Below are 25,517 nucleotides of genomic sequence, written 5' to 3' on the forward strand. Positions count from 1 at the left end.
CCAACAGCCGCCCGCGGCCTCCGGCCACCCAACCGGCCCCGACCGCATTAACCCGGCAGAGATATGGCACGGATTGTCTCCATGGCCCGCAGGCGAAAGATCTACGAAGGCAAGGCCAAGATCCTCTACGAGGGTCCGGAGCCGGGAACCATCGTCCAATACTTCAAGGACGATGCGACCGCCTTCAACAACAAGAAGCGCGGGATCATTACCGGCAAGGGCGTTCTGAACAACCGGATCAGCGAGCACCTGATGACGAAGCTCGGTGAGATCGGCATTCCGACCCACCTGGTGCGCCGGCTCAATATGCGTGAGCAGCTGGTCAAGGAAGTGGAGATCATTCCGGTCGAGGTCATCGTCCGCAACGTCGCCGCCGGCTCTCTCGCCAAGCGCTTCGGCATCGCCGAGGGAACCGCCCTGCCCCGCTCGATCGTTGAATATACCTACAAGTCCGACGAGCTGGATGATCCGATGGTGTCGGAGGAGCACATCACCGCCTTCGGCTGGGCGGCACCGCAGGACATGGATGACATTCTGTCCCTGGTCTTGCGCATCAACGATTTTCTTACCGGCCTGTTCCTTGGCGTCGGGCTGCGCCTGATCGACTTCAAGGTGGAGTTCGGCCGGCTCTATGAGAACGAGGAAGTGCGGGTCGTTCTGGCCGACGAAATCACTCCCGATAGCTGCCGCTTGTGGGATCTGGAAACCAACGAAAAGCTGGACAAGGACCGCTTCCGCCGTGACCTCGGCAAGGTCGAGGAAGCCTATCAGGAGATCGCCCGTCGCTTGGGCATACTGCCTGAAGGCGGGCCGCGGGACATGAAGGGCCCGCAGCGCATGCAATGACCGCCCGATGAAAGCCCGCATCCGTATCATGCCGCGCCGCGGCGTCCTGGACCCGCAGGGCCAGGCTATCGCCAATGCCCTCAAAGCCATGGGGTTCGAGGGCATTGGCGACGTACGCCAGGGCAAGCTGATCGAAGTCGAGATCGCAGCAACTAACGCCGGCGAAGCCAGAGACAGGCTGGACGCCATGTGCGCCCGCCTGCTGGCCAATCCGGTCATCGAGGACTATGAGATCGATCTGTCGCCGGCTGACGGTGACTCCTGACCGTCTTCGCATGACGGGGACGAAGTCCCAGCCGATTGAGGAAGCCCGGCCATGCAGGCATCGGTAATCGTCTTTCCTGGCGCCAACTGCGACCGTGATGTGCAGGTTGCCCTGCGCCAAGCGACCGGCATAGAACCGCACATGGTCTGGCACCGTCAGTCGCACCTGCCGAAGTCGGACCTGGTGGTCGTGCCCGGCGGATTCTCCTATGGCGACTATCTGCGCTGTGGCGCCATGGCGGCGCGATCACCGATCATGCGTGACGTGGTGGAGAATGCCGAACGGGGCGTACCGGTTCTCGGTATCTGCAACGGATTCCAGATTCTGACCGAAGTCGGCCTTCTGCCAGGCGCGCTGATGACCAATGCCGGGCTGAAGTTTGTCTGCCGCGACGTCTGTATTCGTGTGGAAACAACCGACTCGCCGTTCACGACCGGATATAAGGCGGGCCAGATGCTGACGATCCCTGTCGCCCATCACGACGGCTGCTATTTCGCCGATGACGAAACGCTGGACCGGCTGGATGGCGATGGTCGGGTGGCGTTTCGCTATGCCGCCAGTACCGAACCGGGCGTCGAGCCGTATGACGACTGGCGGCGGGCCAATCCTAATGGCTCAGCCCGGGACATTGCCGGAATCCTGAGCCAATCGCGCCGTGTTCTTGGCATGATGCCGCACCCCGAACGAGCGGCGGATCCGCTGCTGGGAGGCCGTGACGGCAGCGCCCTGTTCGCCGCGCTCGCCGGACTGGCCTGAACCGCGCCGGCGGAGCGATCGCTTGTGGGCCTGATTCCTCTCCGCGACTTCAATCCGGTACGGCAAATCCGCCGTAACTATGTGACGCTGGCGATTATCATCGCCAATGTGGCGATTTTCTTTATCGGCGTCAGTGGCGGTGGAGAGTCCTATCAATCCATCGTGGAATCATACGGCCTGGTACCGGCGCACCTGACAGGCGACGGGGCGGCCGGCGCCATACCCGCGTGGGCCACATTGTTCACCAGCATGTTTCTGCACGGCGGCGTGTTTCATCTGCTCGGCAATATGCTGTACCTGCACATCTTCGGCGACAATGTTGAAGATGCGGTCGGCCATTTTCGCATGATCGTCTTCTACGGGCTGTGCGGGTTGGCCGCTGGTCTTGTCCACGTTGTTTCAGAGCCTGGCTCTGCCATCCCCACCATCGGCGCCTCGGGCGCGGTGTCCGGCATGCTGGGCGCCTATCTGATGTTGCATCCGCGTGCGCGAATCCTCGTGGTCGGCCCGTTCTTCATGACCCTCCGGCTGCCGGCTTTTGCGGTTCTGGGCCTGTGGATCGTCGTCCAGGTGGCGTCAGCGGCAGCCGTTTCAACCGGCGGAGTCGATGGCGGAATCGCCTTCTGGGCCCATGTGGGCGGGTTCGCCGCCGGTGCGGTGCTGATCGTGCCATTTCGCCGCCGTGGCGTGGCATTGCTCGACCGCCAGCGCGTGGTCTATGTCGGGCGCGCGGCGGCGTCGATTATTCCCGACAGCGGCCGTGGCCGCCGTCGCAACGACGATGACCGAGGGCCACCCACCAGCCCGCCTACCATCCGCCGCGCCTGAACCGCCGCACCCGCCGGAGCCGGACCTTGGACGAAACCACACGCCCCAATGATCTGATGGGCCTGACGGCCGCCGAATACGACCAGGCCGTCGCGATCATGGGCCGCGCGCCCAATCAGACCGAGCTGGGCATTTTCTCGGTCATGTGGTCTGAGCATTGCTCCTATAAATCATCCAAGAAATGGCTGCGGACTCTGCCGACGCAGGCACCCTGGGTCATCCAGGGGCCTGGCGAGAACGCCGGGGTGATCGATATCGGTAATGGTCAGGCAGCCGTCTTCAAGATCGAGAGCCATAACCACCCGAGTTTCATCGAGCCCTACCAGGGCGCGGCGACCGGTGTGGGCGGGATCCTGCGCGACGTCTTCACCATGGGCGCGCGGCCGGTAGCCAACCTCAATGCCCTGCGGTTCGGCAGTCCGCAGCACGAAAAGACCCGACATCTGGTCAGCGGCGTGGTGGCCGGCATCGGCGGTTACGGTAACTGTATCGGCGTCCCCACGGTCGGCGGCGAGGTCAATTTCCACGCCGCCTATGACGGCAATATCCTGGTCAACGCGATGACCGTTGGCATCGCCGCCAGCGACCGGATTTTCTATGCGGCAGCGGCTGGCGCCGGCCACCCCGTAGTCTATGTGGGCGCGCGGACGGGGCGCGACGGGATTCATGGGGCAACCATGGCCTCGGCCGAGTTCGGCGCCGACTCCGAAGCCAAGCGACCAACCGTACAGGTAGGCGACCCGTTCAAGGAAAAGCTGCTGCTGGAAGCCTGTCTGGAACTGATGGCGACCGACGCCATCATTGCCATTCAGGACATGGGAGCGGCCGGCCTGACATCTTCGTCGGTGGAGATGGCTTCGAAGGGCGGCGTCGGCATCGCCCTTGACCTTGACCAGGTTCCGCTGCGCGAAGACGCCATGTCGGCCTATGAGATCATGCTGTCGGAATCGCAGGAGCGCATGTTGATGGTGCTGCGCCCCGACCGGGAGGATGAAGCGCGGCGCATATTCGAGAAATGGGAGCTGGATTTTTCGGTCATCGGCCAGACCACGGAGACCGGCCGGCTGATCCTGTCGCGGCACGGTGAGATAGCGGCCGATATCCCGGTGCCGCCGCTGGTGGATGCAGCGCCGGAGTATGATCGGCCATGGGAGCCATCGCCCGGCCGGGCCGTCCTGCAGGCCGGTGACCTCTCCAGCGATCTTGGCTGGGGTGACTCGCTGGAGCGTCTGCTGGGCTCGCCTGATCTGTGCTCTCGACGGTGGATCTGGGAGCAGTACGACCACATGGTCATGGCCGATACGGTCGTACGGCCGGGTGGCGACGCGGCAGTGGTGCGGGTCCATGGCTCCGACCGCGCACTGGCCATGACCACCGATTGCACACCACGCTATGTGTTGGCCGATCCTGAGACCGGCGGCAGGCAGGCGGTGGTCGAGGCCTGGCGCAATCTGTGCGCGGTAGGCGCGCGCCCGCTGGCGGTGACCAACAATCTGAACTTCGGCAACCCCGAACGCCCGGTCATCATGGGCCAGCTGGTCCTGGCCGTGCGCGGCATGGGCGAGGCCTGCCGCGCCCTGGATTTCCCCGTGGTCTCGGGCAATGTGTCCCTCTACAACGAGACCGACGGCCGGCCGATCCTGCCGACACCGGTGATCGGCGGTGTCGGCCTGCTTGATGACGTGGAAAAGCGATGCGGTCTGGCTCTGCCCGCCACAGACGATCACCTGATCGTTCTGGGCGAAACCCATGGCTGGCTGGGCGCCTCCTTGTGGCTCCGCGAAATTCTGGGGCGGGAGGACGGCGCGCCGCCGCCGGTGGACCTGGCGGCGGAGCGGCGGGCCGGCGACCTGGTCCGTAGCCTGATTGACCAACGACGTGTCATCGCGTGTCACGATGTAGGTGATGGGGGCCTGATGGTGGCCGTGGCGGAAATGGCTCTGGTCGGCGATTGCGGGGCGAATATCGCCGTGAACACCAGCTTACCGCTTGCTGCGTTCCTCTTTGGCGAAGACCAGGGTCGCTATGTGCTGGCGACCAGCCAGCCAGACCAGGTGCTGGCTGCCGCCCAGATCGCCGACGTCCCGGCGGCGATCATTGGCCGCTGTCGGCCAGAAAGAGGCGAGCAGGCCGCGTTGACAGTAAATGGCGGCGATCCTATATCCCTATCAAGACTTCGCAGGGCCCATGAGACGTGGCTGCCGCGCTACATGATGGGTAATGCACCCGCCTGAGCGCCCGATGACCTTGAAAGTGGATGTGCGACCATGGCGATGAACGCCAGCGAGATTGAAAGCCTGATAAAGGCGGCTCTGCCCGATGCGGTGGTGCGTATCGAAGATCTGCGCGGCGACGGCGATCATTACGCCGCGCACATCGTCTCCGGCGCCTTCAAAGGCAAGAGCCGCGTCCAGCAGCATCAGATGGTCTATCGCGCCCTGAAGGGGCGCATGGGCGGCGAGCTACACGCCCTCGCCCTGCAGACAACTGTTCCCGACGACGCCTGAGCCCACAATCACCGACTCCTGAAGGATGACCATGGCCGACTCTGCCGTAGACGAGCGTATTACAGAGGATATCACCGAGAACCCGGTCGTTCTGTACATGAAGGGAACGCCGGTTTTTCCACAGTGCGGATTCTCCGCCGCCGTCGTGCAGTGTCTGACGACACTGGGTGTCAAGTTCAAGGGCATTGATGTACTTGCCGACGCCAATCTGCGGCAAGGCATCAAGGAGTTCAGTTCCTGGCCGACGATCCCGCAACTCTATGTCAAAGGGGAATTCGTCGGCGGTTGTGACATCGTGCGTGAGATGTATATGAGCGGCGAGTTGCAGCAACTCCTGGCCGAAAAAGGCGTTGCACCCAATACACCCTAGGCGCCCATCGCCACCGACCATCAGGGCCGGTATGTGGTCAGGCTGACAGGTCCGTGGACCGCCATTTAACGCCACGCAGGCCGCTGCATTGAGTGACAGCGCGCGGACGGAGTTGCGCGCCGGCACTATCGCCGCGTTTTCGGCGTTCGGCATCTGGGCGATGATTCCCTTGTATTTCAAGGCGGTCGGGGTGGTCGGGCCCGGCGAGATCCTGGCCCACCGCATCGCCTGGTCCATTGTATTTCTGGCACCATTGCTGCTGCGCCGCGGCCAGATCCGTGAAATGGTCACGACCTTCCGGGTGCCACGCCACTGCCTTTGGCTGGTCATTGGCTCCGTTCTTCTAGGGTTCAACTGGTTCCTGTTCATTTTTGCCGTGGCCACCGACCGAGTCCTCGATTCGAGCCTCGGCTACTTCATTAATCCGCTGGTCTTTGTTCTTCTGGCCCTGGTTGTGCTCGGGGAAAAGCTGAGCAGAGTGCGCTGGACAGCGGTCACCATCGCCGGCCTGGCGGTGGCCAATCTGGTGTGGCAGCACGGCAGTGTTCCATGGCTCGCTCTTGGGCTCGCCGCCTCTTTCGCGCTCTACGGCCTGAGCAAGAAGTTTGTACCCATCAGCAGCCAGGGCGGGCTATTCATCGAATCCCTGTTGATGCTGCCGGCGGCGCTGGCCTATCTGATCTGGCTGGAGATTGTCGGCCGAGGGCACTTCCTGGCCAGCGGATCGAGCCTGACGCTGAACGGCCTGATCATCCTGTCCGGTGTCGTGACGGTGATCCCGCTGGCCATGTTTGCCTTCGGCGCTCGCCGCATCCCGCTGGCGACCATCGGTCTGGCCCAGTACATAACACCCAGCGGTCAGTTCCTGCTGGCGGTCTTTGTCTTTGGAGAGACCTTTGACCGCGCGCGTCTTGTGTCTTTCGGCCTGATCTGGATCGCCCTGGCGCTATACTCCTGGGACCTGCTTGTGCGCCGGGCGCCCGCCAAGGTCACGCCCGCGCACTCTACCTGAAACCAAACGGGGCCACCCGATACTAAAAAAAAGCCCGGCCAAACGGCCGGGCCCTGTATTCAGGCCAAAGTGTATTCAGGCCAAATCCGACCGGCGGGAATCACGCCATCCGAGAGTAGTACTCAATAACCAGATTCGGTTCCATGTGAACCGGATAGGGGATCTCGTCCGGTTGCGGCGCACGAACGAAGGTGCCCTTCATCTGGGTATGGTCCACGTCCATATAGCCCGGCACGTCGCGTTCAGCAGACTGCACCGCCTCCAGGACCAACGGCATTTCACGGCTCTTCTGCTTGACCTCAATAACGTCACCTTCACGGATGCGGAAGGACGGGATGTTGACCCGCTGTCCATTGACCTGGACATGACCGTGATTGACGAACTGCCGGGCGGCGAAGACGGTCGGTACGAACTTCATGCGATAGATGACCGCATCGAGCCGACGTTCCAGCAACTGCAGCATATTCTCGCTGGTGTCGCCACGCAGGCGCGTCGCCTCGAAGTACAGGCGACGAAACTGCTTCTCCGTGAGATTGCCGTAATAGCCTTTGAGCTTCTGCTTGGCACTGAGCTGCACCGCATAGTCCGACGGCTTACGCTGACGCCGGCGGCCATGCATGCCGGGGCCGTATTCCCGTGAATTGACCGGGCTCTTGGCCCGCCCCCACAGGTTTTCGCCGAGGCGGCGATTGATCTTGTACTTGGCGTGCAGTCGCTTGCTCATATGGTCTTCTGGCCAATCAGGTGTGAAAACAGGAGCCGGGTGGCCCCGAACAGGACCACCCGGATCAGGGCGCGGAGTATAGACGGGCGGGACAGCCTGTCAAACCGGTTCTTTGCCGTTTTTTGCAAGGTTTCCGGCGGTCTCCGTGCTACCCCCGCCGGTGGCTGGCCGAACCTGGCGGCGGCCGGACAGGGCCCGAACCACTCCACGCAAGGCATTAACCTCATGGCTGGCCAGCCCGGCGCGAAGCAGCATGGCCCGCAGATTGCGAATCATCGACGGTCGACGATCCGGCGGCCGGAAGTATCCGGCCTCGTCCAGTGCCCCTTCCAGGTGGTCAAACAGCCCCTGAATCTCCTGCCGGCTGGCCGACGGCGGCCCGTCCCCCTGACCGGCCGCCGGTTCCGGCACCGCCGCGGCCTGATACCATTCATAGGCCACGATCATGACGGCCTGGGCCAGATTGAGCGAGCGAAAGGCCGGATTGAGCGGCGCCTCAACCACCACATCGGCCAGAGCCACCGCCTCCGTATCCAGCCCGGCCCGTTCTGGACCGAAGAGTATTGCCGGGCCGGGCCCCTCAGCCGGCGCCCGGCACAGATCAGACGCCGCCTGTCGCGGCGTCATGACCGGCTTGATCAGACCGCGCGGCCGGGCCGTCGTCGCGTAGATACGCCCGCAGTCGGCAATCGCCGCCGGCAGATCGTCAAACAGCCGGGCCCGGTCCAGAATGTGAGCGGCACCGGCGCCCATCGCCTGTGCTTTGGGATTAGGCCAGCCGTCGCGCGGCGTCACCAGACGCAGATCGTCAAGCGCACAGGTCGCCATGGCGCGCGCCGCCGCACCGATATTTTCCCCTAGTTGCGGGGCAACCAGGATGATCACCGGCGGGCGAACCACAGGGTCAGGCACCCTGGTCAGCCAAAGGCGCTACACCACCCTTGAACAGGGCATAAGTGATGGCGTCGTAGAGCGCGTTGTATGAAGCATCGATTACGTTGGTGGACAGGCCGACCGTATTGATTTCGTCACGGGCGCCGTTGGCAACGCTGCCGATCATCACGCGGGTCAATGATCCGGTGCCACGGCTATCCAGGATACGCACTTTAAAGTCGCGTAGTTCAAGCGTTTCCAGAGCCGGGTAAAACGGCACCAGGGCCTTGCGCAAGGCCCCGTCGAGCGCATTTACAGGGCCATTGCCCGACGCCACGGTCAGAACCGTTTCCTCGCCGACCGAAATTGTCGTTGTCGCCTCTGACTCGGTGACCAACTCGCCCCGCGCGTTCCAGCGGCGGTCATCAATGATGCGGAACCGGTGGAGACGGAAGAACTCCGGCGGGCGGTCCAGCATACGACGTGCCAGAAGCTCGAAGCTCGCCTCCGCGCCGTCATAGGTATAACCCAGGAACTCCCGCTGCTTGAGCTCGTCAATCAGGTTGTTCAACCGCGGATGATCCGCAGCAATCTCCATACCGGCCTCGCGCAGCCGCTCCAACACGTTGGAACGGCCAGCCTGATCCGAAACAACGATGTGGCGTGCGTTGCCAACCAGGGTCGGCTCAATATGCTCGTAGGTCCGTGGATCCTTGAGCACGGCCGAAACATGCAGTCCGCCTTTGTGGGCAAAAGCCGACGCCCCGACATATGCCGCCTGATGATCGGGCTGGCGGTTGAGGATTTCATCGAGCAACCGCGAAAGATGGGTCAGTTGCGTCAGATTCTGCCGGTCCAAGCCTGTGCGGTAGCCGGCCTTGAGCATGAGCGATGGCGCCAGGGAAATGAGATTGGCATTGCCGCACCTCTCGCCCAGACCATTGATCGTGCCCTGAACCTGCCGGACGCCGGCGCGCACCGCCGCCAGACTGTTGGCTACGGCGTTCTCAGTGTCGTTGTGGGCGTGGATGCCAAGGTGGCTACCCGGCACCTTTTCCGCCACCGCCGCCACGATGCCCTCCACTTCGGCAGGCAAAGTCCCGCCGTTGGTGTCGCACAGGACAACCCAGCGCGCACCTGCTTCATAGGCCGCCACGGCGCAGGCCAGCGCATAGTCAGGATTGGCCTTGTAGCCGTCAAAGAAATGCTCCGCGTCGAACATGGCTTCCTTGCCGCGGCCGACCGCGTGGGCCACGGAGTCACGGATCATCGCCAGATTCTCCTCACGCGGTATGGCCAGCGCCACGTCCACATGAAAATCCCATGCTTTCCCAACCAGACAGACAACGGGCACATCCGGGTCCAGCACCGCCTGCAGCCCCGGATCATTGTCTGTGCTGCGACCAGGGCGGCGGGTCATGCCGAAGGCGGCGAGCCTGGCGGTGGAAAGCAGTGGTGGTTTGCCGAAAAAGGCATTGTCGGTGGGATTAGCGCCGGGCCAACCACCCTCCACATAGTCAATGCCGAGACGATCCAGCGCGCGGGCCAGATTCACTTTATCCTGCACTGAGAAGTCGACGCCTTGAGTCTGCGCGCCATCACGCAGGGTCGTGTCATAGAGAAAGACATAGTCGTCGTCAGGCAGGGGGCCGGGTTCTGCAGAATCCACCATCACACCTCTCCCGTGCCGGCCCGTCGCCAGCGTGTTTCGCCGTCACTGTCTTCCAACAGCACCCCGTGCTTCAGAAGGCCATCGCGCACCCGGTCAGCGCCGGCAAAGTCACGCGCCAGCCGAAGGTCCCGGCGGCGCGCGATAAGGCGCACGATCTCTGCATCATCGAGTCCGGCCTGTTCCGCCGGCGGGTGCCAGCGGAACCAGGCCTCAGGATCATCCTGCAACAGGCCGAGCAGGTCGGCGGATGCTTTCAGACGACGCGCCGCCGCCTCTCCCGCTGCGTCATCGGCGGCGCGATTTACCGCATGGGCCAGATCATGCAGCAAGCTGAAGGCGAGAGGCGTGTTGAGGTCGTCCTCCAGCGCCGCCTGCACCCGCGGGTCGGCATGTCGGGCCAGCGCAGCCGATGACGGGCCGGTGGCACGGCCGCGCAGGGGCTGATACAGCGCATCCAGCGCGGCGCGCGACTGAGCAAGCGTCTCGGGACCAAAGTCTATGGGCTGGCGGTAATGGGTCGCCAGTATGGCATGGCGAATCGCCTCCGCCGGCGCCGTCGCCAGAAGGTCACGAACGATATCAATATTGCCCAGTGATTTGCTCATCTTTTCGCCCGACGACTGCAGAAAGCCCACGTGCATCCATGTGCGCACAAAAGGCGCCCCGCCGTGCGCGCAGCAGCTCTGGGCGATTTCATTCTCATGGTGCGGGAAGATAAGGTCCTGACCGCCGCCATGAATGTCGATGGTATCGCCCAGATGCGCCTCGATCATGGCCGAGCACTCAAGATGCCAGCCGGGCCGGCCACGCCCCCAGGGACTATCCCAGCCAGGCTGATCAGGCGATGACGGTTTCCAAAGGACAAAGTCGGCAGGGTCACGCTTATACGGCGCCACCTCCACCCGCGCCCCGGCAATCAGCGCGTCACGGTTATGCCCCGATAACCGGCCATAGTCGGACATGGAGGGAACGGCAAACAAAACATGACCGTCGGCCACATAGGCGTGTTTCGTTGCTAGCAAACGCTCAATCATGGCGACCATCTGTGGCAGATGGTCCGTCGCTCTGGGCTCCAGGTCCGGTGGCAGGACGCCGACCGCCGTCATATCCTGGCGGTAAGCGTCGATGGCCTCGCTGGTGATGTCGTCAACCGTCCGGCCCGTACGCTCCGCCCGGGCGATGATCTTGTCATCAATGTCAGTGAAGTTACGGGCGTAGGTCACATGATCGCGCCCATAGATGTGGCGCAACAGGCGGTAGAGTACGTCAAAGACCACCGCCGGCCGGGCATTGCCCACATGGGCCAGGTCATGAACCGTGGGCCCGCAGACATACATCCGCACGTTGGCCGCATCCAGCGGCTCAAACCGCTCCTTGCGTCGGGACAGGGTGTTGTAGAGAGCGAGCGACACCAGTCTCAGGCCCCGGGGTGCCGATTTGACGGCGGGTCTTTCGTTACGACGGACATCAGTCTGATCCTCAATCGAAATCGCAAGCGGACAGCGCAGCCGGCCCCGGCGGCCGGCGCATGCATTTCAGATCAAGGCGAAAGGGATGCGCGGCCGGTCGGGATTATGCACAAATGCCGCAAATACACCGCCGGAAGGCTCCGGCAGCGGTGGTGGTTGCAGCATTGGGCAGGCGATTGTTCATGGCGCCGGTATTGCCTCGGGCTCAGGCCGTTTCCCCAAGCAGACGCCGTCTGGCGCGCTGCGATCCGAGGAAAGATAGTAGCAAGCGAAGCTCCGGTCCATCCTTGCGACCGGTCAATGCCAGACGCAGCGGCCCGTAGAGCGCCCGTCCCTTGCGTCCGCTCTGCTGGCCAATGGCTCTGGTCCAGGCGTCGAACGCCCCGCCATCCAGCGTTTCCGGCAGCAATCCAGCGGCCATCGCCAGATAGTCCGCATCTTCAGGCGAGACTCCCGGGGCCGGCGGCATGACATCACTGACCACCCGCCACCACAGCCGCGCGTCAGCCAGGCGGGAAAGATTGGGGCGGACAGCCAGCCAGAAGGCCTCGCCACCGCTGACGCCCATGCTCTCCAGCCTGGGCCGCGCGTCGGCATAGGGTAGGGCCGACAGAATCTGGCGATTGGCATGGTCCAGGGCAGCGTGGTCCACATGGACCGGCGCACGACTGAACCGGGCGAAGTCGAGAGTCGCCGCCATTTCTGCCGGCCCCATATCCGCAGCCACCGTATCGGCCGTGCCGACCCGGGCCAGCCAGGCCAGAACCGCCCGTGGCTCCAGCCCGTCATCACGCAAGCCAGCCAGCGCCTGTGCGCCGGCACGCTTTGACAGGCGCTGTCCCGCGTCGTCGACAATGAGCGAATGGTGGCCAAACAGCGGGACCGCGGCCTGCAATGCGCCGAACAAGGCGATCTGGACCGGCGTATTCGCCACATGGTCCTCACCGCGAATGACATGGGTGATGGCCAGATCCACATCATCCACAACGCTGGCTAGAATGTAGAGTGGCGTGCCATCCTCGCGCACCACAACCGGATCGCCAATGGCGGCCGGTTCAAAGCTGCAGGGCCCGCGTATCAGATCATCCCAGGCAAGGGCGCCATCACCCAGCTTCAGACGCCAGTGCGGCTGCCGGCCATGGCTCTCCAGGCTGCGGCGCTCATCCGCCGTCAGTCGTAGCGCGGCACGATCATAGACTGGCGGCTGCCCGGATCGCACCAAACTGGCCCGCCGCGCCGCCAGCTCATCCGCTGTTTCGTAGCAGGGATAGAGGTGACCGGATGCTTTCAGCCGTTCAATGGCAGCGGCATAGATCGCCGATCGTTCTGACTGAAGATGGCGGGTATGCCATTCCAGACCAAGCCAACTCAGATCCCGCTCTGCCTTGGCGATGTATGCGGCGTCAACCCTGGCGGTGTCCGTGTCATCAAAGCGCAACAGGAACTCACCGTCCTCACGCCTGGAAAACAGCCAGTTGAGAACCGCCGTACGGGCATTGCCAAGATGCAGCAACCCGGACGGGGCTGGTGCAAAACGCGTTCTGACAGAGCCTGTCATGGCGCAGGAGAAAACGACCGCATGTCAGCCCGGGCCGACAAAGGCATTGGTGATCGGGTAGCGCCGATCCCGGCCAAACGCCCGCGACGTGATCTTGACGCCCGGTGGCGCCTGACGGCGCTTGTATTCCGCCCGCTCCAGCATACGCCACACGCGACGGACCAGGGCCGGATCATGGCCCCGCGCCGCAATGTCGTCGTGGCCGAGGTCTTCCTCGATCAAGCCTCGTAGGATGGCGTCAAGATCGGCATAGGGTGGCAGGCTGTCCTGATCGGTCTGGTCGGGACGCAATTCCGCTGTCGGGGCGCGGGTAATGATGTTGTCCGGAATAACGACTCCCGCCGGGCCCAGCGCACGCGGGGGGTGGTGCCGGTTACGCCAGTTGGCGAGCGCGTAGACGGTGGTTTTGTATATGTCCTTGAGAACCGAAAAGCCGCCGCACATATCCCCATAGAGCGTGGCGTAACCGACACTCATCTCGCTTTTGTTGCCGGTGGTCAGCACCATCGGGCCGAACTTGTTGGACAAAGCCATAAGAATCAGCCCGCGCACACGCGCCTGAATATTCTCCTCCGTCACATCCGGCGGACGATTGCCGAACACCGGCTGGAGGATCGTACCGAACGCGGCCATGGCCGGAGCGATCTCGATAGAATCGTAGCGAATGCCAAGCCGTTCCGCACAATCCGCCGCGTCACGCAGGCTTTCAGCGGATGTATAAGGCGACGGCATCATGACGCAGTGCACCTGCTCCGGCCCCAGCGCGTCCACCGCCACAGCAGCGGAAATAGCGGAATCGATGCCGCCCGACAGGCCGATCAACACGCCAGGAAAGCCGTTCTTGCCCACATAGTCGCGAAGGCCGGTCATCATGGCCTGCCAGATCGCCGACAGGCCCCGATCCTCCGCCGCGATCACCCCCTCGACGCAGGCCAGGCGTCCCTGCCCGTCGCGGGCCCAACGGGTCAACGCCACATGCTCGATCCATGGCACTGACTGCGCGGCCAGAGTGCAGTCGGGATTGAGTGCAAAGGATGCACCGTCAAAGACCAGTTCGTCCTGACCGCCGACCTGATTGACATAGATGAGGCCAAGCCCGGATTCGGTGACCCGTGCCACCGCATGATTGAGACGCTGGTCGGGCTTGTCATGCTCATAGGGTGAACCGTTAGGCACCAGCAGAATCTCGGCCCCCGTCTCCTCCAGACATTCCACTACATCAGGCAGCCACATGTCCTCGCAGGTGAGAACACCCAGCTTGAATCCGCGAAACGGAATTGGCCCCGGCAGCGGCCCCGGCGCAAAGACGCGCTTTTCATCGAAGACACCATAGTTGGGCAAAGCATGCTTGGCCCTTATGGCGCGAATCTCGCCTTCGTCCAGCAACAGGGCCGCGTTGTGCAACGCCTCTGGCCCGCTGACGGCGTTGCCATCGCCATCGCCGACCGACGTGCGCATACGCCAGGGTGCTGAAATCAGCAGTGGCGGCAAATCGGATTTTGTCAGTCGCGCCAATTCTGTCACCGCGTCGATCACGGCGTTCTGGAAGGATGGCTTGAGAACCAGGTCTTCGGGCGGGTAGCCGCAAACCACCAGTTCAGAGAACACCACCAGATCGGCCCCCAGGACGGAGGCCTTGCGCGCGGCGGCGGCGATCCGCTGCACGTTGCCAGCGATATCACCCACCGTCGGGTTGATCTGGGCCATGGCAATGGCGAGACGGTCAGACATTAGTTGAAACCAGCATCACATCAGGCTGTGCGCAAGGGCCCGCGGACAAGCACGGCAGCCGGCCGCGAGCACCGTGACCTTCGCTTTATAAGACGGACTATTCGGCCGCCTGCTGGCTGGCAACCTGACGCTGCCGCTCAGCCTTCAGCGACTCGGCAATCAAAAACGCCAGTTCCAGCGACTGCGACGCATTGAGTCTGGGATCACAGTGTGTGTGATAGCGATCCGCCAGACTCTGCTCTGTGATCTCCTGGGCGCCGCCGATGCATTCCGTCACATCCTGACCGGTCATTTCGAAATGGACTCCGCCGCCGTGGGTGCCCAGCTCGGCATGAACTTCGAAGAAACCGCGCACCTCGGCCAGAATGCTCTCAACCGCGCGGGTCTTGTAGCCGGTGGACGCCTTGATCGTATTGCCGTGCATGGGATCACACGACCATACAACCTTGCGGCCTTCCCGTTCGACGGCGCGCACCAACGGCGGCAGCAGGCTGCGCACCTGGTCGGCGCCCATACGGACAATCAGGGTCAGGCGACCGGCCTCATTGGCCGGGTTCAGCGCATCAATCAGGCGCAACAGGTCATCGGGGGTCTGGCTGGGGCCCGTCTTGAGACCGAGCGGGTTGGCAACGCCCCGGCAGAATTCCACATGGGCGCCATCGATCTGACGGGTACGGTCGCCTATCCAAAGCATATGGGCGGAGCACGCATACCAGTCGCCGGTCAGGCTATCGACCCGGGTCAGAGCCTGCTCGTAGGGCAGGTGCAACGCTTCATGGCTGGTGTAGAACGCGGTTTCGCGGATCTGCGGCACCGTGTCGCCGGTGATGCCACAGGCGGCCATGAACTCCAGGGACTGGGACAAGCGGTCACACAAATCTTCGTAGCGCTGCCCCTGGGCACTGTCACGGACGAAGTCCAGGTTCCAGCGATGCACCTGATGGAGGTCGGCCAGACCACCCTGGGCGAAGGCCCGCAGCAGGTTGAGCGTGGACGCCGCCTGGTTATAGGCGCGCACCAGCCGCTCCGGATCGGGCTGGCGCGCTTCGGCTGTGAAATCGATGCCATTGATGATGTCGCCACGGTAGGACGGCAAGCTGACGCCGGAAATCTCCTCCATGTCGGACGAACGCGGCTTGGCATACTGACCGGCCATGCGGCCGACCTTGACCACTGGACTGGCTGCACCGTAGGTCAGCACCACCGCCATCTGCAGCAGCACCTTGAAGGTATCGCGGATGTTGTTGGCGGAGAACTCAGCAAAGCTCTCGGCGCAATCGCCCCCCTGAAGAAGAAACGACCTGCCTTCGGCAACCGCCGCCAGGGCCGCCTTCAGGTTGCGCGCTTCACCGGCAAAGACCAGCGGCGGAAAGGCGGCCAGACGCGCCTCCGCATCGGCCAACGCCGCCGGGTCCGTGTATACGGGTGCCTGACGGATCGGCTTGTTACGCCAGGTCTTCGGGGTCCAGGTGGTGGCCACGGTGCAAGTCCTGCTTGTCTCGTCGAACGCCATGCCCGGCTGCTATTCAGCCGACAGCAACGCCCGCCCTGCCTGACGATCAAGCAGGTGAGTCGGGGAGTATCCCCGGAATCCGCCCCTCGAGCAAGGCGAATGGGGAGGCGGAATATGGATTGGCGGCGGCCGGACCGTCTATTCCGCCGCCCGGGAGCCGGCCGCGCCAACCCGCCGGGTCGCCTGGCGCAGGGTAACGAACTCCTCCGCCGAGGTCGGATGAATACCCACCGTGTCGTCGAACTGCGCTTTGGTCAGGCCGGCATGAACCGCCACCGCCACTCCCTGCATGATTTCCGCAGCGTCCGCCCCGACCATGTGGGCGCCGATCACCCGGTCGCTGGCGACCTCGACGATCAGCTTGACGAAGCTTTTCTCGTCCCGTCCGGTCAGAGTATGACGCAAGGGTCGGAACTCCGAGGTGAAGATATCCACTTCCCGGCCCTGTGCCACGGCGTCTTCCTCCGTTACGCCAACCGTCGCCAGCGGCGGCTGGCTGAACACGGCAGACGGCACATTGGCGTGGTCAACGGCGCGTTTGCGGGCTCCGAACACCGCATCGGCGAAACGGTGTCCTTCCTGCAAGGCGACCGGTGTCAGATTGATACGGTCGGTCACGTCACCTACCGCATAGATGTGCGGTACGCTGGACCGTGACCATTGATCAACCTTCACAGCGCCGGACGAATCCACGGCGACGCCGGCCGACTCCAAGCCCAGATTGTCAGTGTTGGGACGCCGGCCAGTGGCATACATGACCTTGTCCGCCAGCAGGATGGAGCCGTCCGTCAGCGTGACGCGACAGGTGTCTCCGGGCTGCGATTCGATGCGCGCCACATCAGTGCCACAGCGTAGATCAATTCCCTTCTTGACGATCTCGCGCGCCACAACGTCCCGCGCCTCACGATCAAAACCCCGAAGGATCTGTTCGCCGCGGTAGAGCAAAACCGTCTCCGCCCCGAGGCCATTGAAGATGCCGGCGAATTCCACGGCAATGAAGCCGCCGCCGACGATGGCGACCCGTTTTGGCATGGTTGGCAGGTGGAATGCCTCATTGGACGTAATGGCGTGCTCCATGCCGGGAAAGTCCGGCACGAAAGGATAGCCGCCAGTGGCAATCAGGATGGTGGCGGCCGTGTGGCGACGGCCGCCCACCTCCACCGTATGGGCATCCGCCAGTACTGCGCGACCGTCCAGAACATGACAGCCGGCGTCCTTCAACATACGAATGTAAATTCGGTTGAGGCGATCAATCTCTTTGTCCTTGTTGGCGATCAGCGTTGGCCAGTCAAACCGTGCCTCGCCGACCGTCCAGCCATAGGCCACCGCATCCTCAAACTCCTCGCCGAAATGAGAGCCGAATACCAGCAGCTTCTTCGGCACACAGCCACGGATGACGCAGGTGCCGCCATAACGGTATTCCTCTGCGATGGCGACTCGCGCACCATGGCCGGCCGCGATGCGGGCCGCCCGCACCCCACCGGAGCCACCGCCAATGACAAACAGATCGAAATCGAACTCAGACACAGCGGCGCTCTCCGCAATAGTGGATTCTGACCGGGGACAGGCCATAGATCAGGCATTATATCATAGGCGGCCGTCCGGACCGGTGGCGAGATGCCACGGGGCAGTGATGACCAAGACCGACCGATGACCAACCCTCAGCGCAACCGAAAAGTCTCTCCCCGGATCTGGCTCAGCCTGGCTTTTCTGTTTGTGGTGATGGCGCCGTTTCCGGCGGCGACGGCGGACGATGATCTGGCCCGCACATGGGCTGCCGCGCTGGTCTTCCTGCCAATGATCGCCGACGGCCAGGGGCAGCGTCTGGAGAGCATTGACCCAGCGGCGCTTACTGCCGCCGCCCGCACCAGCCCGGTCATGGTCCATGCCCATGGTTGCGCAGGCATCGACGAGGTGTCCACGCATGTGGGCCGAGCGCTGGCGTCCCGTGGCTGGCTGGTGGTTCAACCGGACAGTTTTGCCCGCCGGCACAAGCCGCAAAGCTGCGATCCCCTCCGCAACACCGGCGGCCTGCATCGCGCTGTCCTGGGATGGCGGCGGGCCGAGATCGCCCACGCCCTTGATCGGCTGGCGGAACTGGGCGCTGCCGACAGCCGGCAGGTTGTCCTGATGGGGTTCAGCGAGGGCGCCATCGCCGTCGCCACCTTTACCGGCAGGCCCGTCGCCGCGCGCATCATCGAGGGTTGGACCTGCCATGCCGGGTGGCCGGAGTATCGCGGTCTCGCGGCGGCGCCAAACGAGCCAGTGCTGTCTCTGGCGGGCGCCAACGACCCGTGGTTCACGGATCCGGCGCCGCGCGGTGACTGCGGCGCGTTCATGGGTCAGCGACAAGACAGCCAGTCAATCGTCTTTGACAGGCCGTCGCCGCTGCACAGCCAGCACTGGCTATCCCATGACCATAGGGCGCTGGGCGCCATCCTCGATTTCCTGGCCCGCCTCCGACCCTAGCCGGCCTTACTCCACCGTCACGCTCTTGGCCAGGTTGCGCGGCTGATCCACGTCCCTGCCCAGGGCGACAGCCGCATGATAGGCCAGCAACTGAATGGGCAGGGCATAGAGCAAGGGCGCGGTAAAGGGGTCAATTGGCGGCATTTCAATGGCCGCCGAAACCCGGGCGCCAGCCTCGCGGATGCCATCCTTGTCGGAAATGAGAATCACCTGGCCGCCGCGGGCGATGACTTCCTCCATATTGCTGAACGTCTTTTCACGAAGCGGATCAGGCGGCGCCAGCACCACGACGGGGACGTCTGAGTCCACCAGCGCCAGAGCACCGTGCTTGAGCTCTCCGGCGGCATAGCCTTCGGCATGAAGGTAGGTCAGTTCCTTGAGCTTGAGCGCTCCTTCGACCGCCAGAGGGAAGGCAGTGCCGCGACCCATATAGAGAATGGTACGCGCCGCAGCGATGCGCCCGGCGACACGCGCGATGCTGTCATCCTGGGCCAGCCCATCAGCCAGCCTGGCCGGCGTTTCAGCCAGAGCCGCGACCATTGCCGACTCGCGGCTTTCACCAATGGCGCCGCGAGCGCGGGCGGTCGCCACGGTGAGGCAGGCGAGGACGGCCAGTTGCGCAGTAAATGCCTTGGTGGAAGCGACGCCGATTTCCGCTCCGGCATGGGTCGCCAGAAGACAATCGCTTTCCCTGGCGATGGTGCTTTCGGCGACGTTGACGATGGCCCCGGTGACCTGACCTTGCTGAGCGGCATAGCGCAGCGCCGCCAGAGTGTCGGCGGTCTCACCGGACTGCGAGACGGCGAATGTAGCGCCGCCAGCGGTCATCGGCGCCTGGCGATAGCGAAACTCCGAGCCGATATCAGCATCCACCGGCAGGCGGGCAATTTGCTCCAGCCAATAGCGCCCGACACGGCAGGCGAAATAAGCCGTTCCACAGGCGGTCAGGGTCAGACGCGGCACAGCCGCCAGATCGAAGGGCAGGTCCGGCAGGATGATGCGGCGGTGGGCCGGATCCATATAGGCACGGAGCGTCTCAGCCAGGGCCACTGGCTGGTCGTGAATCTCCTTCAGCATGAAGTGGCGGTATTCGCCCTTGGTGGCGGGTGCCACCGCGGCCGCCGAGCCACTTTCTGCCCGCGTCACGGGATTGCCCTCGGCGTCGAAGAACGCCGCCCCGGCGCGGGTCAGGACCACCACATCGCCATCTTCCAGATAGCTGAGACGGCGGGTCAGCGGCGCCAGCGCCAGGGCATCAGAGCCGAGAAAAGTCTCACCTTCGCCGAAACCCACGGCCAGTGGGCTGCCGCGCCGGGCACCGATCAGCAGATCGCCCTCTCCGGCAAAAAGGACCGCCAGCGCATAGGCACCGCGCAACCGCCGGACCGCCGCTAACACAGCATCGCGCGGCGAGCGACCGGCGGCTATTTCCGTATCGATCAGATGGGCGATGACCTCACTGTCGGTATCCGTTGCAAAGCGACAGCCGAGACTTTCCAGCTCGGTCCGAAGGGCCCGGTGATTTTCGATGATGCCGTTGTGGACGATGGCCACCCGACCGGCCAGGTGCGGGTGCGCATTGCTTTCGGTCGGCGCGCCGTGCGTCGCCCAGCGGGTGTGTCCGATGCCGACGCTGCCGGCCAGACCGCCGGCAGAGAGACGCTGGGCCAACCGGTCAAGCTTTCCTTCCGCCCGGCAGCGATGCACGACGCCATTTTCCAGGGTGGCGATACCAGCAGAGTCGTACCCGCGATATTCCAGACGGCGCAGCCCCTCCACCAGGCGATTGTCCACCGCCTGTTGACCGATGATAGCGATGATCCCGCACACGGTGACGTCTTTCCCGTCTAATCAGAGGTCGGCGGACTAGCGGCGCGGGCGCGTTTCGCATTGCGTTGACGCAAGCGTTTGCCCGCACCGTCCCTGACCACCAACGACGAGCGGCCGACGGCCAGAGCGTCAGCCGGCACATCCTGGTCAATGACGCTGCCGGCACCAACCACAACGCCATCGCCGACCGTCACCGGCGCCACCAGAACGCTGTCGGCCCCGATACTGGCGTTCGCGCCGATTGTCGTGTGGTGCTTGGCCGCACCATCGTAATTGGCGGTGATGACGCCGGCACCGATATTGGCGGCAGCGCCAATATCCGCATCGCCGAGATAGGACAGATGGCTGGCCTTGGCGCCGGCGCCGAGACGGGTCGCCTTGATCTCTACAAAGTTGCCGACCCGTGCGCCTTCGCCGATGTCCGCGCCCGGACGCAGTCGGACGAACGGACCGACAACCGCGCCGGATGCGATTGCCGCGCCCTCTATATGGCTGAAGGCCCGGACAGTGGCGCCCGCGCCCACGCTGACTCCCGGACCGAAAAAGACATGCGGCTCAACCACCACGTCGGGGGCCAGACGGGTGTCCCATGACAGAAACACACTGGCCGGATCGATCAGCGTAGCGCCCGCCGCCATGGCCGCGCTGCGCAACCGGTTCTGCATGATGCACTCGGCGGCGGCCAGGTCGGCCCGACTGTCGACGCCCAGATGATCGTCCGCCGGACCTTCGATGGCGACACAGGTGTGACCGCCAGCGCGCGCCCTGGCAACGATGTCGGTCAGGTAGAACTCACCCTTGCGATTGTCGTTACCGATGGCGTCCAGCAGCGGCCACATGCGTGCACCGTCCAGCGCCATCACGCCTGAGTTGCAGAGTGTAATCGCCTTCTGCCCGTCATCGGCATCGGCCGATTCGACAATCGCCGTCAGAACACCATCCTGCTCCACCAGGCGGCCGTATCCGTCGGGGTCGTCGGGGCGGAAGCCCAGCACAGCAACAGCGGCACGATGGCGGCGACGGGCATCCAGCAGCCGTTGCAGGGAATCGGCCGTGACCAGCGGGTCGGCGCCAAACAAAACCAGCACATCACCGGTAAAGCCGGCCAGTGCCGTCCGCGCCGCCTGGACCGCATGAGCGGTGCCGAGAGCCTCTGACTGAACGGCAACCAGACAAGGTTGAACCGCCTGCCGCACGCTCTCCATCTGCGGCCCGATCACAATAATCGTTCGCTCAGGCGTCACGCTCGCCGCGGCGGCAATCACGTGCGCAATCATGGACCGCCCGGCCAGCGGGTGCAGCACCTTCGCCATGCGCGATTTCATTCGCCGGCCAACGCCGGCGGCGAGAATGACCGCGGCGACGCGATCCGTCATGACCACGGGAGTCCGAACCACAGGAGCCCGGCGGGCATACGGCCGACCCGCGTCGGAGCCACAGATAAGCCATCAGCAAGTGAATCCATGGGCCGGGCTTTTGCCACGCGCGGCGAAGACGGACAATTCAAGTATTGTGTCCAAATACTTCGTGGAACGGCCTATTCAGGCAGGCGGGTCACGACGGTGGGCGCGGCAACCGCCTCTGCCTGGCGCAGGTGCATCTGAAAACCAAACGCACCACCGGTCTCCATATAGACCGGAAGCACCGGCAGGTCAGCCGACGGCCGCATGAACCAGACGTCCACCGCCCGCTCTTTCCCATCGTCATTCAGGCTTTTGCCAGCCAGGTGGCGCCGCTCCATACGACAGCCAACAGCCACCCCGCTGAGGCTGGAATCCAGCACGGACGCCATGTTGCGCTCGCCGAGGTCGGTCAGGTCCATGGCATAGAGTCGCCGTCCGTCAAAGATCGGACCGGTCGCCCGGCACCCCTCGCCGCTGGCCACCGCGCGCACCAGTGACAGAACGGCGGTCATGGGATCCACCGCGCCGGCGAGCTGGTCGGCGGGCACCGTCTCCTCCGGCGCTATGTTGCGGTCCGGATTGAAAGAGACTGAAACATTTCCGCCCTCCAGGAAGTCCATGCGCTGGTGACGTGGCTCGCGACGCCAGACGCTGGTCATGTCCTGATACTCGGGCCACAGCACGGCGGCGGTGGAGGCCGCATCGCTGACACGACCAACCGTCACCGCCTGCAGCGACCAGCGGGCGATAAGGCCGATGACGGGCTTGGTCTCCGCTTCCACCCGCATGGCATAGGCCGAAGGGTTCTGATCAATGGCCACATCCAGGTTCATTGCCGGCAGGCCGTAGGCAAAGACACTGTATTTGAGCGCGAGACTGTCGCTGGCGCGGGCCGACGATGGACCTGTCAGCAGCAGCAGAGACAGGAGCAGGCTCGCCAGGGCAGGAAGAGACAGTGCCGGAAGCGGCGATGCTGGCTGGCGGATGGCTGTCATGACTTCCTCCTCCGGTCAGGCGGCCAGATTGCGGTATGGAACCGCCACATCATTCGACACGGGAAATGTGACCCTTAAGGGGCGAAAACACCAGACGACCGGCAAGGCGTCCAAAGCGGCGGGAGGCGCGGCCGGAGGATCAGCGTCACCCCTTGGGATTTCCGCGGCCGCTGACTATGATCCGGCCGCAAGGGCGCGTAGCTCAGCGGGAGAGCACTGTCTTCACACGGCAGGGGTCGCTGGTTCAATCCCAGCCGCGCCCACCACCTTGGCGGCGCGATCAGCAGAGATCGCGCTTTTCCACCGATCACAGATGGCGTCCTGGCGACGACGGCGCTAGGGTCGGGCGATGATCGTGCCTGTCGCCCACCCCCTGTCTGCTGGCGATTCGGAAATCGTTGCACGCACCCGCCGGCTGGTGCTGCGTCAGTGGCGCGACGAAGACCTTGCGCCGTTCGCCGCACTGAACGCTGACCCGCAAGTGTGCCGATTTCTGCCCGGTGTTCTCGACCGAGCGGAGAGCGATGCCATGGCGCAACGTATCCGCCAGGCCATTGAACGGGACGGGTTCGGTCTGTGGGCCGTTGGCCGCGACACGCGTGAAACCCGTGAGAGACGGGCCGACGCGGGCTTCATCGGTTTTGTCGGCCTGTCGCCGGTGACCTTTGAGGCGCCCTTCGCGCCGGCCGTGGAGATTGGCTGGCGTCTTGCCAGCAGCGCCTGGAACCAGGGCTTTGCGACGGAAGCCGCCCTGGCGGCGCGCGATCTGGCATTCGGCGCGTTCGGCCTGGACGAGATCGTCTCGTTCACGGTGCCGGCCAATAGGCCATCGCGCCGGGTCATGGAGAAGATCGGTTTGCAGCGCGATGAAGCCGGCGACTTCGATCATCCGCGTCTGCCGCCAGGGCACCCACTGCGCCCACATGTTCTCTACCGTTTGAGCCGCCATGACTGACTTGCCGAATGAGCCTCTGACGCCGCGGATGGTCGCGGCCATGGCCGCCGCGCACGGCGCCGTGGAGCGTCTGCTGAAGGTGCCTGTGCAGGAGGTCATTGCGCCAACCGCGAAACGGGCCAACTCCATGCGCGTCCGCCTGGCCAATGGCGGCAGCGTGATCGCCACCCGCCGCAGTGATCCCAGACGAGCGGACCTGGAAGCCCATGTGTTGAGCATCCTCCATCAATCGGGCGCACCGGTACCGGCTGTCCGGGCCTTCGACGGCACATGGCTGTTGCAGGAGGACGTGGGCGAGCGGTCGCTGCGCCGGGCCATCCGCGCCAGCGATGCGGTCAACGGTGAACGCTGGCTGGGACGCGGCCTGCGCAGTCTGGCGGCGATCCACACAGCGGCGGCGGCCAGAGATCTGGCAAGCCGCGTGCAGGCCATCGGCGACGGTCGACAATGGCATCTGAACCTGGCCGGCACCCCGGCCCGCATCGGCGCAGCCCTGGGGCTGATGCCGCCGGCCTTCGACCGTCGCAAGTTGCGCGCGGTCCTGGAGCGGCCGGCTGTTTCTTTCATCAAATGGGATGCGCGGCCAGCCAATGGTGCGGCGATGGACGATGGCCGCGTTGTGTGGTTCGACTGGGAGCATTGTGGCGCTCGCCGCCGACTGGACGATATGGTCTGGCTGCTGTGTGACGAAAGTGTACCGAACTGGCCGTCAGCCGAACGGCGGCTGATTGCCCGCTGGCTGTCCGCCTTCGACGAGGACGGAGATCCGGCGACTGCGGCGGCTTACTTGTGGGCGGCGGGTGTCATGCACAGCGCAACGCGGCTGGCGCTGCGTCTGGACAGCCAACGACGGCGCGGCGTGAACCCGTTAGCTCTGACGTCACGCGACCGCCGCCTGTGCCGACGGGCGGCGCGCTGGGCCAGCCGCAGTGACGTTCTGGCGCCGCTGGCGGCGTGGTTCAGCGCCCTGCAGGACGAAGACTTCGTCGTGCGGCCGCTGACCAGCGGCAACACCATCAGTCAACCGGTCGCCAGCGCCTGAACGGACCCGAAGACGGGTTAGCGTTCCAAGCGCGGCTACAGCGGGCGGCCATCCGGGCCGCCTACAGCGGAGAACCATCATGCCCCACCTGCCTTCCCTGCCCGACGACGCCGGCTTCGGCGCCATACGCGAAAACTGGCCGGAACCGATGATCCATCTGAAGGATTTCGTCAATTCGCTGCTCTACGGCCCCTCACCCTTCAGCCTGGGCGAGCGCGAACTGATCTCCGCCTATGTTTCGAGCCTGAACGGATGCCGCTTCTGCTTTGGCACCCACGAACAGGCGGCCCTGGCGCATGGCGTTGACGGTGATCTGCTGAAGGCGGTCATGGACACACCTGAGACGGCACCACTGGACGCAAAGTGGCAACCTCTGCTGCGCTACCTCAAGAAGCTTACAGAGGCGCCCAGTCGGATCGTTCAAAGTGACGTTTCCGCGGTCATGGAGGCCGGCTGGGAAGAGCTGGCGGTCGTCCATGCCACGCTCATATGCGGCTATTACAATATGCTGAACCGCATCGTAGACGGATTCGGTATCGTATCGAACGAGGACTTCTACCGGCGGGCCGGGGTCATGATCGCCGACGATGCGCGGGCGCGGCACGTCGAGGAAATCAAGCGACAGGGAGGCCCCGCGACTGGCGCTGGCGATTGACCGGCGGCCCACGCGCACGGCACCCTTGGCCCTGTCGCGATAAC

At 64.2% G+C, this 25,517-nt stretch carries 23 protein-coding genes and 1 tRNA gene; 13 read left to right on the forward strand and 11 right to left on the reverse strand.

The features are described from left to right. The first annotated feature begins 81 nt into the window (after positions 1-81). From RIE31_03185 to rarD, 8 genes are all read left to right on the forward strand, one after another. The gene (locus RIE31_03185) at positions 82-846 is read left to right on the forward strand and encodes a phosphoribosylaminoimidazolesuccinocarboxamide synthase (protein ID MEQ8639605.1); all 765 of its coding nucleotides are present in this window, start codon (positions 82-84) and stop codon (positions 844-846) included. 7 nt (positions 847-853) lie between these two features. Beyond that, positions 854-1,111, forward strand: a complete 258-nt coding sequence (gene purS, locus RIE31_03190; GenBank protein MEQ8639606.1) for a phosphoribosylformylglycinamidine synthase subunit PurS — start codon at positions 854-856, stop codon at positions 1,109-1,111. Positions 1,112-1,162: 51 nt separating this feature from the next. Next, a complete protein-coding gene (purQ, locus tag RIE31_03195; protein MEQ8639607.1) occupies positions 1,163-1,867 on the forward strand; it encodes a phosphoribosylformylglycinamidine synthase subunit PurQ in 705 nt (234 codons plus the stop codon). 24 nt (positions 1,868-1,891) lie between these two features. Continuing rightward, positions 1,892-2,695 (forward strand): rhomboid family intramembrane serine protease, encoded by an 804-nt coding sequence (locus RIE31_03200; protein MEQ8639608.1) that lies wholly within the window; start codon positions 1,892-1,894, stop codon positions 2,693-2,695. A gap of 56 nt (positions 2,696-2,751) precedes the next feature. Next, the gene (purL, locus tag RIE31_03205) at positions 2,752-4,929 is read left to right on the forward strand and encodes a phosphoribosylformylglycinamidine synthase subunit PurL (GenBank protein MEQ8639609.1); all 2,178 of its coding nucleotides are present in this window, start codon (positions 2,752-2,754) and stop codon (positions 4,927-4,929) included. Between the two features lie 33 nt (positions 4,930-4,962). Further along, positions 4,963-5,202 carry a BolA family transcriptional regulator gene (locus RIE31_03210; GenBank protein MEQ8639610.1) on the forward strand — a complete coding sequence of 80 codons (240 nt, stop codon included), beginning with the start codon at positions 4,963-4,965 and terminating at the stop codon, positions 5,200-5,202. 31 nt (positions 5,203-5,233) lie between these two features. Next, positions 5,234-5,572: a Grx4 family monothiol glutaredoxin gene (grxD, locus tag RIE31_03215; protein ID MEQ8639611.1), complete on the forward strand. Its 339-nt coding sequence runs from the start codon at positions 5,234-5,236 to the stop codon at positions 5,570-5,572. Between the two features lie 88 nt (positions 5,573-5,660). Continuing rightward, a complete protein-coding gene (gene rarD, locus RIE31_03220) occupies positions 5,661-6,584 on the forward strand; it encodes an EamA family transporter RarD (GenBank protein ID MEQ8639612.1) in 924 nt (307 codons plus the stop codon). Between the two features lie 100 nt (positions 6,585-6,684). Here rarD and rpsD read toward each other — a convergent pair whose 3' ends face one another. The 8 genes from rpsD to gor all read right to left on the reverse strand — a co-directional run bounded on the left by rpsD (position 6,685) and on the right by gor (position 17,651). Beyond that, the gene (rpsD, locus tag RIE31_03225; GenBank protein ID MEQ8639613.1) at positions 6,685-7,308 is read right to left on the reverse strand and encodes a 30S ribosomal protein S4; all 624 of its coding nucleotides are present in this window, start codon (positions 7,306-7,308) and stop codon (positions 6,685-6,687) included. 99 nt (positions 7,309-7,407) lie between these two features. Next, positions 7,408-8,208 carry an RNA methyltransferase gene (locus RIE31_03230; protein MEQ8639614.1) on the reverse strand — a complete coding sequence of 267 codons (801 nt, stop codon included), beginning with the start codon at positions 8,206-8,208 and terminating at the stop codon, positions 7,408-7,410. A 4-nt stretch (positions 8,209-8,212) separates the two neighbouring features. After that, positions 8,213-9,853, reverse strand: coding sequence for a citramalate synthase (gene cimA / locus RIE31_03235; GenBank protein ID MEQ8639615.1), 1,641 nt, complete (start codon positions 9,851-9,853; stop codon positions 8,213-8,215). Then, entirely contained in the window at positions 9,853-11,265 is a 1,413-nt protein-coding gene (gene cysS, locus RIE31_03240; GenBank protein MEQ8639616.1) for a cysteine--tRNA ligase, read from the reverse strand. Before cysS ends, cimA begins: the two co-directional genes overlap by 1 nt. Before the next feature lie 262 nt (positions 11,266-11,527). Further along, entirely contained in the window at positions 11,528-12,880 is a 1,353-nt protein-coding gene (gltX, locus tag RIE31_03245; GenBank protein MEQ8639617.1) for a glutamate--tRNA ligase, read from the reverse strand. Between the two features lie 24 nt (positions 12,881-12,904). Continuing rightward, a complete protein-coding gene (locus tag RIE31_03250) occupies positions 12,905-14,611 on the reverse strand; it encodes an NAD+ synthase (protein ID MEQ8639618.1) in 1,707 nt (568 codons plus the stop codon). A gap of 97 nt (positions 14,612-14,708) precedes the next feature. After that, positions 14,709-16,091 (reverse strand): 3-deoxy-7-phosphoheptulonate synthase class II, encoded by a 1,383-nt coding sequence (locus RIE31_03255; GenBank protein ID MEQ8639619.1) that lies wholly within the window; start codon positions 16,089-16,091, stop codon positions 14,709-14,711. A 171-nt stretch (positions 16,092-16,262) separates the two neighbouring features. Beyond that, entirely contained in the window at positions 16,263-17,651 is a 1,389-nt protein-coding gene (gene gor, locus RIE31_03260) for a glutathione-disulfide reductase (GenBank protein ID MEQ8639620.1), read from the reverse strand. Positions 17,652-17,774: 123 nt separating this feature from the next. Between gor and RIE31_03265 the strand changes: the two genes are divergently transcribed. Further along, positions 17,775-18,593, forward strand: coding sequence for a dienelactone hydrolase family protein (locus RIE31_03265; protein MEQ8639621.1), 819 nt, complete (start codon positions 17,775-17,777; stop codon positions 18,591-18,593). 6 nt (positions 18,594-18,599) lie between these two features. On the opposite strand, the gene glmS is transcribed toward RIE31_03265, so the two are convergent. From glmS to RIE31_03280, 3 genes are all read right to left on the reverse strand, one after another. Further along, positions 18,600-20,423 (reverse strand): glutamine--fructose-6-phosphate transaminase (isomerizing), encoded by a 1,824-nt coding sequence (glmS, locus tag RIE31_03270; protein MEQ8639622.1) that lies wholly within the window; start codon positions 20,421-20,423, stop codon positions 18,600-18,602. Positions 20,424-20,440: 17 nt separating this feature from the next. Next, a complete protein-coding gene (gene glmU, locus RIE31_03275; GenBank protein ID MEQ8639623.1) occupies positions 20,441-21,799 on the reverse strand; it encodes a bifunctional UDP-N-acetylglucosamine diphosphorylase/glucosamine-1-phosphate N-acetyltransferase GlmU in 1,359 nt (452 codons plus the stop codon). A gap of 161 nt (positions 21,800-21,960) precedes the next feature. After that, complete coding sequence (locus RIE31_03280; protein MEQ8639624.1) at positions 21,961-22,821, reverse strand: DUF3108 domain-containing protein; 861 nt, start codon at positions 22,819-22,821, stop codon at positions 21,961-21,963. Positions 22,822-23,012: 191 nt separating this feature from the next. On the opposite strand from RIE31_03280, the gene RIE31_03285 reads away from it, so the two are divergent. The 4 genes from RIE31_03285 (at position 23,013) to RIE31_03300 (ending at position 25,473) form a co-directional block, all read left to right on the forward strand. After that, positions 23,013-23,087 (forward strand) — tRNA-Val (locus RIE31_03285). Positions 23,088-23,170: 83 nt separating this feature from the next. Then, complete coding sequence (locus tag RIE31_03290; GenBank protein MEQ8639625.1) at positions 23,171-23,776, forward strand: GNAT family N-acetyltransferase; 606 nt, start codon at positions 23,171-23,173, stop codon at positions 23,774-23,776. Continuing rightward, positions 23,769-24,818, forward strand: a complete 1,050-nt coding sequence (locus RIE31_03295; GenBank protein MEQ8639626.1) for a hypothetical protein — start codon at positions 23,769-23,771, stop codon at positions 24,816-24,818. Before RIE31_03290 ends, RIE31_03295 begins: the two co-directional genes overlap by 8 nt. Before the next feature lie 79 nt (positions 24,819-24,897). Beyond that, positions 24,898-25,473, forward strand: coding sequence for a carboxymuconolactone decarboxylase family protein (locus tag RIE31_03300; protein MEQ8639627.1), 576 nt, complete (start codon positions 24,898-24,900; stop codon positions 25,471-25,473). Positions 25,474-25,517 lie beyond the last annotated feature (44 nt).

The organism is Alphaproteobacteria bacterium (assembly GCA_040218575.1).
Classification (GTDB): Bacteria; Pseudomonadota; Alphaproteobacteria; order JAVJRE01; family JAVJRE01; genus JAVJRE01.